The sequence below is a fragment of the Kitasatospora sp. NPDC057223 genome (genome assembly GCF_042669755.1).
Classification (GTDB): Bacteria; Actinomycetota; Actinomycetes; order Streptomycetales; family Streptomycetaceae; genus Kitasatospora.
In genome coordinates this window covers 1959-7557 of record NZ_JBHUWW010000226.1, presented here as the reverse complement: position 1 = coordinate 7557, position 5599 = coordinate 1959, and the positions used below count along the sequence as shown (strand labels likewise).

General features: G+C 73.7%; 6 protein-coding genes and 4 tRNA genes. 6 read left to right on the top strand and 4 right to left on the bottom strand.

Annotated elements, in window-relative coordinates; genetic code table 11:
- The first annotated feature begins 192 nt into the window (after positions 1 to 192).
- A complete protein-coding gene (locus ACFUK0_RS38835) occupies positions 193 to 762 on the top strand; it encodes a CGNR zinc finger domain-containing protein (protein WP_380258560.1) in 570 nt (189 codons plus the stop codon).
- 73 nt (positions 763 to 835) lie between these two features.
- Here the strand turns inward: ACFUK0_RS38835 and ACFUK0_RS38830 are convergent, their stop codons facing one another.
- The gene (locus tag ACFUK0_RS38830; protein ID WP_380258558.1) at positions 836 to 1294 is read right to left on the bottom strand and encodes a hypothetical protein; all 459 of its coding nucleotides are present in this window, start codon (positions 1292 to 1294) and stop codon (positions 836 to 838) included.
- A gap of 134 nt (positions 1295 to 1428) precedes the next feature.
- On the opposite strand from ACFUK0_RS38830, the gene ACFUK0_RS38825 reads away from it, so the two are divergent.
- On the top strand, positions 1429 to 1929 hold the full coding sequence (locus tag ACFUK0_RS38825; protein WP_380258556.1) for a DsbA family protein: 501 nt from the start codon (positions 1429 to 1431) through the stop codon (positions 1927 to 1929).
- A 45-nt stretch (positions 1930 to 1974) separates the two neighbouring features.
- On the opposite strand, the gene ACFUK0_RS38820 is transcribed toward ACFUK0_RS38825, so the two are convergent.
- The 3 genes from ACFUK0_RS38820 to ACFUK0_RS38810 all read right to left on the bottom strand — a co-directional run bounded on the left by ACFUK0_RS38820 (position 1975) and on the right by ACFUK0_RS38810 (position 4846).
- Positions 1975 to 2826 carry a GNAT family N-acetyltransferase gene (locus ACFUK0_RS38820; protein WP_380258554.1) on the bottom strand — a complete coding sequence of 284 codons (852 nt, stop codon included), beginning with the start codon at positions 2824 to 2826 and terminating at the stop codon, positions 1975 to 1977.
- A 65-nt stretch (positions 2827 to 2891) separates the two neighbouring features.
- The gene (locus tag ACFUK0_RS38815) at positions 2892 to 3734 is read right to left on the bottom strand and encodes an aminotransferase class IV (protein WP_380258552.1); all 843 of its coding nucleotides are present in this window, start codon (positions 3732 to 3734) and stop codon (positions 2892 to 2894) included.
- A gap of 26 nt (positions 3735 to 3760) precedes the next feature.
- Complete coding sequence (locus tag ACFUK0_RS38810) at positions 3761 to 4846, bottom strand: chorismate-binding protein (protein WP_380258550.1); 1086 nt, start codon at positions 4844 to 4846, stop codon at positions 3761 to 3763.
- A 240-nt stretch (positions 4847 to 5086) separates the two neighbouring features.
- Between ACFUK0_RS38810 and ACFUK0_RS38805 the strand changes: the two genes are divergently transcribed.
- From ACFUK0_RS38805 to ACFUK0_RS38790, 4 genes are all read left to right on the top strand, one after another.
- Positions 5087 to 5159 (top strand) — tRNA-Gly (locus ACFUK0_RS38805).
- A gap of 42 nt (positions 5160 to 5201) precedes the next feature.
- Positions 5202 to 5275: transfer RNA gene (locus ACFUK0_RS38800), tRNA-Cys, on the top strand.
- Between the two features lie 33 nt (positions 5276 to 5308).
- Positions 5309 to 5380 (top strand) — tRNA-Val (locus tag ACFUK0_RS38795).
- A gap of 40 nt (positions 5381 to 5420) precedes the next feature.
- Positions 5421 to 5492: transfer RNA gene (locus ACFUK0_RS38790), tRNA-Val, on the top strand.
- Positions 5493 to 5599: the final 107 nt, after the last annotated feature.

Sequence of the window (5599 nt, the reverse complement as noted above, 5' to 3'; positions counted from 1 at the left end):
GAGGGGCCAGTCACCCGATCGCGGGTGACCGGCCCCTCTGCCCGGCGGCCCGGGCCTCGCGCCGGCCCCGGCAGGAACCCGCGCACCGGCCCGCTCGCGGGAGCTCGCCCCATCGGCGCCGCAGCCCGGTAAGGTCTGCGGTGACTGTTGACGCGGGGAGCCGACGGCCCCCGCCGCGCGAGGAGCCCCCACGTGCTGATCACCCATGACACCGAGTGCGCACTGAGCATTCTGGTCGAGCTCCTCAACACCTCGCCCGACGCCTGCGGCAGCGAGCTCCTGCCGGACGTCGCCGCGCTCGACACCTTCGTGGTGCGCCAGGAGATCAGCGAGATCGACTCGCTCACTCCCGCCGACCTGCGCGTCGTGCAGAACCTGCGCAGCCGGCTGCGCGAGGTGTTCTCGGCCGGCTCCACCGAGGAGGCGGCCGAACTGGTCAACGCGGTGGTCGCCGCCGCCGGCACCACTCCGCGGCTGACCAACCACGACCACCACGGCTGGCACATCCACTACTTCGCCCCGCACGCGGCCCTGGGCGACCACCTGGCGGCCGAGCTCGGCATGGCCCTGGCCTTCATCGTGATGGCCGGCGAGCGGGAGCGGCTGCGCAACTGCGAGGCACCGGACTGCGCACGCGTCTTCGTCGACCTCTCCCGCAACCGCTCGCGCCGCTACTGCGACAGCCGTACCTGCGGCAACCGCCTGCACGTCGCCGCGTACCGGGCGCGACAGCGCTCCGCCGAAACGGTGCCGACCGCCTGACGGGCGGGCCGTCGGGCGGCCGGGCGGCCGGCTGCGCGGTGCAGACCGCAGCCCGCAGCCCGCAGCCCGCTGGTCAGATGCCGCGCTTGCGCAGGATCTCCTCGATGTCGGAGAAGTCTCCGAGGCCGTCGTCGGCCTTGGCGGCGGGCCGGGCCTTCGGCGCCGGCTGCGCGGCGCGGTCGGCGACCGCCGGGCGGGCCGGGGTACCCGTGGCGGCAGCAGGCCCCGGCGGAGCGTCGCCGAGCTGCCGGCGGGCCGCCCAGCGGGTGCCCAGCAGCAGCGCGGCGGAGACCGCGAGCAGCACGATGCCCGCCCACACCCGGGGGTCGAACACCAGCCTCGACGCCCAGTCGGCGATCTCGCTGCCGATCGTCCTGGCCACCGGGAACAGCCCGGTCAGGTAGAGCCCGGCCGGCAGCAGCGCCACCGCGAACCACCGGACCGCCGACAGCGCTCGCCGCCGGTACGCCCGCAGGCCGGCCACCGCGATCCCGGCCGCGGTCAGCGCGAAGGCCACCGCCCCGGTCAGCACGCCCGCTCCCGCCCGTGCCCGCCGGTCCTCGACATCCCGCTGCTCGACATCAGGCCTCCCGTCCGCGTCGCTCCGCTCCCCGGGAGCCCTGCGGAGCGGCTCGGGGGAACGCTCACTAGTGGAACACTGGGGGCATGATCGATGGTTCCCTCCCCCGGCTCGAGTTCTGGTGCGAACTCCAGTGTCCGGACTGCCGCACCGCCCTGGACGACGTCCGCGCCCTGCGCGCCCAGTACGGGGACGCGCTGACGGTCGAGCTGCGGCACTTCCCGCTGGAGAAGCACAAGCACGCGTACGCCGCCGCACAGGCCGCCGAGGAGGCCTTCGCCCAGGGCCTGGGCTGGCCGTACGTCGAAGCCCTGCTGGCGAGGGTCGACGAGCTGGGCTCCCGCGGGGAGGCCCTGCTGGTGGAGGTGGCCCGCGAGAGCGGCCTGGACGCCGACGAGGTCGAGCTGGCCCTGATCGACGGCCGGCACACCCTGATCGTGGACGCCGACCAGGCCGAGGGCAAGGCGATCGGCATCACCGGCACCCCGACCTACGTGATCGCCGGACGACGGCTGGACGGCGGGCAGAGCCAGGACGGCCTGCGGGCCGAGATCGTCGCCGTCCTGGAGGAGAAGAAGGCCTCCTGACGGCCGGCACGGCGCTCCGTCACCGCTGCGCGGGCCCCCGGGCCGTCACTGCAGCGGCTTGCCGAGGACGCGATTGGTGACCAGGTAACCCAGCGAGGTGTAGAGCCCGATCGCCACCCGGTTGCTGCTGAAGACGTTCAGGCCGATGTCGTGCACCCCGGCGGCCAGGCACTCGCGCTCGGCGAGCAGCATCAGGTCCCGTCCGTGGCCACGGCCGCGCCGGTCCTCGGCCACCTCGACGGTCATCACCCAGGCCAGCGGCCGGCCGTCGGGGAGGTCGCGCTGGTGCAGCGCCAGCCAGAGGCTGCCGACGGGCGCGGTGCCCGCCCCGTACAGCCGGCGCAGCACGATGCCGGGGGTGGCGGCGCCCTGCGGCAGCAGGTGCAGGTGGTCGGCGTCGGACTTCGCCCGGGCCTGCTCCTCGGTGAGCCCGGAGGCGCGCAGGTCGTGCAGGTACCCGGCCTTCGCCCCCTCCAGCCAGGCCGGGTACGCCCCGGCGTCGATCGGGCGGGCCGTGACGCCGGGCGGCAGCCCCGGGGCCGGGCTCCCCGCGTCCAGCCGCTTGGCCATGTTGCGCATCCGCTCCCGGTAGCCGAGGGCCTCGGCCAGCCGGGCGGCGGCGGTCGCCGTCTCGGGGATGTCGGCGTCGATCCGGGTGCAGCCCCAGCTGCGCAGCACCTCCTCGGCAGCCAGGGCGCCGACGGTGGCCCGTCCGCGCCCGCGCCCCTCCCAGACCTCCAGTTCGGAGATCCGGCCCCAGCACTGGTCGCCCTGCGGGGTCGCGGTGGTGCGCAGGGCGCCGACCGGCCGGCCGTTGGCACAGATCTGCCAGCGCCGGGTGCGGGCGCCGCCCGGCGCCGGGGATTCGGGGCTCTCGGGGCGCAGCGTGGTGGTCATGGAGGGCTCTCTTCCCCGCTCCCCGCGGTTGTATCCGTACCGGGAACGCCGGCCGGGAGCGCCGGTCAGGGGTCGAGGTCGTTGCCGCTCAGCTCCGCGAAGAGGGTCATGGCCTTGGTGGTGACCGGGCCGGGGCCGGCGAGTTCGCGGTCGTCGACCCGGGTCACGGCCTGGACGTCGCGGAGCGTGGAGGTCAGGAAGATCTCGTCGGCCTCCCGCAGGACGGACTGCGGGAGGTCGGCCTCCTCGGCGTCGCACCAGTCGACGACGAGTTGGCGGGTGATGCCGGCCAGGCAGCCGGAGGCGAGCGTCGGGGTGATCAGGCGGCCGCCGAGGACGACGAAGACGTTGGAGCCGGTGCCCTCGCAGAGCTGCCCGGCGGTGTTGGCGAGCAGTGCCTCGGTGGCGCCCTCGCGGTGCGCGGCGGCGAGCGCGACCACGTTCTCGGCGTAGGAGGTGGTCTTGAGGCCGGCCACGGCGCTGTGCTCGTTGCGGCGCCAGGGCACGGTGATCACGGCGGTGGTGTCGGCGCGGCGGGTGCTGCTGCCGAGCGCCACCACGAGGGAGGTGCCGGCGTCGCCGCGCTCGGAGCCGAGCGGGGAGGTGCCGCCGGTGTAGGTGACGCGCAGGCGGCCGAGCGGCATCGGGTTGGCCCGCAGGACCTGCTCGCAGGCGTCGCGGACGAGGTCGTGGTCGGGGTCGGGCAGGCCGAGGCCGCGGGCGGAGCGGGTGAGGCGCTCCAGGTGGCGGGTGAGGGCGAAGGCCCGGCCGTCGGCGGCCTTCATGGTCTCGAAGACGCCGTCGCCGACGGTGAGTCCGTGGTCCAGCACGGAGACGCTGGCGTCGCCGGTGGCGACCAGGGCGCCGTTGACCCAGATCGTGCTGTCGTCGTGCGTCGGGCGCTGCATCGGGGCGGTGCTCCTCGGGTGCGGGGCTACGGGGTGCCGTCGGGGGTGGCTGTGGGCGTGGCGCTGGGTGTGGCTCCGGCAGACGCTATCGCGACCAGTCGGGCGGCCTTGAGTTCGGTCTCCGCCCACTCCCGTTCCGGATCGGACTCCCAGGTGATGCCGGCGCCGGTGCCGAAGCGCAGCTCGGGGTGGGCGGCGTCGCTCCGGTCGATCCAGAACGTCCGGATGCCGACGGCGAGTTCGGCTTCGCCGCGGTCGGCGTCGACCCAGCCGACGGCGCCGCAGTAGGGGCCGCGCGGAGCGGTCTCCAGACTGTCGATGATCCGCAGGGCACTGGACTTGGGGGCGCCGGTGACGGAGCCGGGCGGGAAGGTCGCGCCGAACAGCTCGGGCCAGCCCGCCTCCTCGCGCAGGGTGCCCCGGACGGTGGAGACCAGGTGGACGAGGCCGGGGTGCTTCTCGACCGCGCACAGGTCGGGCACGGTGACGGAGCCGGTCTCGCACACCCGCCCGAGGTCGTTGCGGACCAGGTCGACGATCATCACGTTCTCCGCGTGGTCCTTCTCCAGCAGATCGTCCTCGGTGCGCCCGGTGCCCTTGATCGGACCGGAGGAGACCGTCCGCCCGTCGCGGCGCAGGTAGAGCTCGGGCGAGGCGGTGGCGATCTCCACGCCGTGCGCGGGCAGTCGCAGGGTGCCGGCGTACGGCGCCGGGTTGCCGCGGGCGAGCAGGCCGGTGAGGGCGTCGATGTCGCTGCGGGCGGGGTCGGGCAGTGGTGCGCCGAGGACTCTGCAGAGGTTGGCCTGGTACACCTGGCCGGCCGCGATGTGCTCGCGGATCCGGCGGACCCCGGCGGTGTAGGCGGTCCGGTCGAGCGAACTGTGCCAGCTGCCGGGGTGCGGGCCGAGCCAGCCGGCGGTGCCCGGGGGCGCGGGGGCCGGGCGGACGTCGTCGAAGCGGGCGCAGGTGAGGCGTCCCTCGAAGTCGTACGCGACGGCCCAGAAGCCGGCGGAGTCGAGAGCGGCCGGGTCCGAGGTGACGTCGCGCAGTCCGGTGGCGACGCGGCCGCCGAAACGGGCGAGCGGGCTGGCGGGGCGGGCTGGGCCGGACACGGTACTCCTGCGCGGATTCGGTGCTGTGCCGCGCGGGGGTGGGCGCGGTGGACGGGCTGGTCTGCGGTGCCTGAAGTGTAGGTCGGTCGGGGACCCGGGCAGGCTGACGGAGCACCACCTGCGGGGATCCCCGCGGCACGCTGCGGGAACGGATTTTTAGCTGGCCCGGGAATCCGCTAGAGTTCAACACGTCGCCAGGGAGCGCAGCCGGGAAAACCGGTGAAGCCCCCCGGGAGACAGGCGGACGTGGCTCAGTTGGTAGAGCATCACCTTGCCAAGGTGAGGGTCGCGAGTTCGAATCTCGTCGTCCGCTCGATGAAGGACAGTGTAAGATCGTCCTTCGTGTGTGTTGCCTGGTGGAGTGGCCGAGAGGCGAGGCAACGGCCTGCAAAGCCGTCTACACGGGTTCAAATCCCGTCTCCACCTCCAAGAGGTGCCCCTGGTTCGCCGGGAGCCCTTCCCGCGCGATTAGCTCAGCGGGAGAGCACTACCTTGACACGGTAGGGGTCACTGGTTCAATCCCAGTATCGCGCACTCGAACCCTTCGGGGGTCGTTGCACCAACGCCTCACCAGGCGCGATTAGCTCAGCGGGAGAGCACTACCTTGACACGGTAGGGGTCACTGGTTCAATCCCAGTATCGCGCACTCGATCCCCTCGGGGGTCGTTGCACCAACGCCTCACCAGGCGCGATTAGCTCAGCGGGAGAGCACTACCTTGACACGGTAGGGGTCACTGGTTCAATCCCAGTATC

Bases quoted from the DNA above. Each gene is read 5' to 3' on its own strand.
- ACFUK0_RS38825 (WP_380258556.1), top strand. From the start codon at position 1,429: ATGATCGATGGTTCCCTCCCCCGGCTCGAGTTCTGGTGCGAACTCCAG.
- ACFUK0_RS38820 (WP_380258554.1), bottom strand. From the start codon at position 2,826: ATGACCACCACGCTGCGCCCCGAGAGCCCCGAATCCCCGGCGCCGGGC.
- ACFUK0_RS38815 (WP_380258552.1), bottom strand. From the start codon at position 3,734: ATGCAGCGCCCGACGCACGACGACAGCACGATCTGGGTCAACGGCGCC.